This is a genomic window from Ruegeria sp. YTSA075 (assembly GCF_059610245.1).
On sequence record NZ_JBXWNG010000036.1, the window covers coordinates 1 to 1,693 of the forward strand.

Annotated in this window: 1 protein-coding gene and 1 pseudogene; both read left to right on the plus strand. The window is 54.0% G+C overall.

The features are described 5' to 3' along the window. Window positions 1-468: pseudogene (locus AC2FGE_RS20905) on the plus strand (hypothetical protein); the annotation flags it as partial. A 206-nt stretch (window positions 469-674) separates the two neighbouring features. Beyond that, window positions 675-1,628 carry an autoinducer binding domain-containing protein gene (locus tag AC2FGE_RS20910; RefSeq protein WP_496821253.1) on the plus strand — a complete coding sequence of 318 codons (954 nt, stop codon included), beginning with the start codon at window positions 675-677 and terminating at the stop codon, window positions 1,626-1,628. Window positions 1,629-1,693 lie beyond the last annotated feature (65 nt).

The following is a 1,693-nucleotide window of genomic DNA, read 5'->3' on the forward strand; positions in this document are numbered from 1 at the left end:
TCTGGCTCCGGGCCTGACGGCCCTTCGCATTGCTCAGAAAGCAATCATCCAACAGATCCGGCGGGGCGCAAGGCCCAAAAGCTGCCTCGGGTGAACAATCGTATTCTCTATGACCTGGCTTCACCCGAGCTGCGCATGCATATCGATATTGCTGGTGGTGGCGATCAGAATCCCAACCCATCGCTTTATGCTATCGAGACCGGCATTTGGTCCCGGCTGTCTGAGATTGGCACCAATATTTCCGCCTGGCATGAGGCAATCAATCGACTGACCCTCATGGGCGCGATCCTGGCTGGAGTGATCACAGACGCAAGGCTGAGTGATCCGAAACTGCCACAAGTCGTCAATCCGGGAGGATATCTTCGCGGTATGGTTCAAGCAGATGAACGCGGAGAATTGAACCTGATTTCCAGTTTCATGGGGCTGTTGGCACGAAGAGCGCGGGAGGAAGACCATGGGCTTCGTTAGGGCGGAAAGGATGTTTCACAACCCGATGGGCATTGCGTCGCTCGCCTTGCAAATCAACATCTCCAATCGGCGGTTTCCGATCTGTTTCCGTCTTCTGGACAGAACTGTATTCGCATCTGTGATTGGCTACGGGAAATCCCGAGTGGTTTGTTCAGCTTTAGGTTGCTATGCGGCCTCAACGGCAGCGCGGAACAGAAAGACGGTCTATGAAGATCGCAGATATTGGCAGCTCTGAGTTGGATTTCCGGCAAACCGGGGAGGCACGCCTCCAGGAGATTTGCAGCAGGTTTGGATTTGAGAATGCGTCTTATGCCCATGTCGACAAGTCGCAAAACATCGTTCACGGCTGCACCACGTTTCCGGAAGAATGGACGAGGCATTACATTGAAAACGACCTGATCCTGGCCGATCCCCTCATTCGGTTCGGCGCCACCATGATCGCTCCGATTGATTGGACAGCATTCGACAACCAGACTGACTATGCAGCGCTTTTTGAAGCTGCCAGACGGTTTGGCGTTGGCCGCAACGGCCTGACTATTCCGGTCATTAATCCTTTTGGTGAGCGCGGCGTGTTTACCGTCACATCCAATGCGCCTCGTGCCGAATGGGAGGCATTGATCGCGACAATGCTCCCTGCCTTGCGCCACGAAGCCCAGATACTGCACCTGCTCGCGCTGGACGTCATTGAAACGGTCTTCAACTTTCCATCGGATTCCTTGTCTGGTGATGAGTTGGATGTTCTGAAGATGCTTGCGTCAGGATTGATACCGTCTGTCATTGCCAAACAGACGGGAAACCCCTCTCGAACGGTGGATGCGCAGATATCTTCGATCACCACCAAGCTGAAGAGCCGGACGATCGAACAAGCGGTTGCGCGAGCTGTCAGTACAGGATTTCTCAAGTGGAGCGATTTCTTTGCAGACCCGGTGGCAGAACTGGTCGATATCGAACATCGGACGCTCTGCGGCGGGATCGTCCGTTGGTCCGGCAGAACACACGAATTGATCGCATTTGAAGAAGGCCGACTTGTGCGAAGTCTCGATAGCTTCCAATCAGTTCAGGTCGAAGATCTGGTTGCGGAATTTGGCCTTAACCCAGCTGACATTGACGAAGTCGTCGGAGATTCAGACGATCAAGCCCTGTGGATCAGATACCTGTGAACCAGGCCGGCGGCGCCCCTCTTCGCACTGTATCAGGGTGTGGATGTGAAGACTTCACATAATTG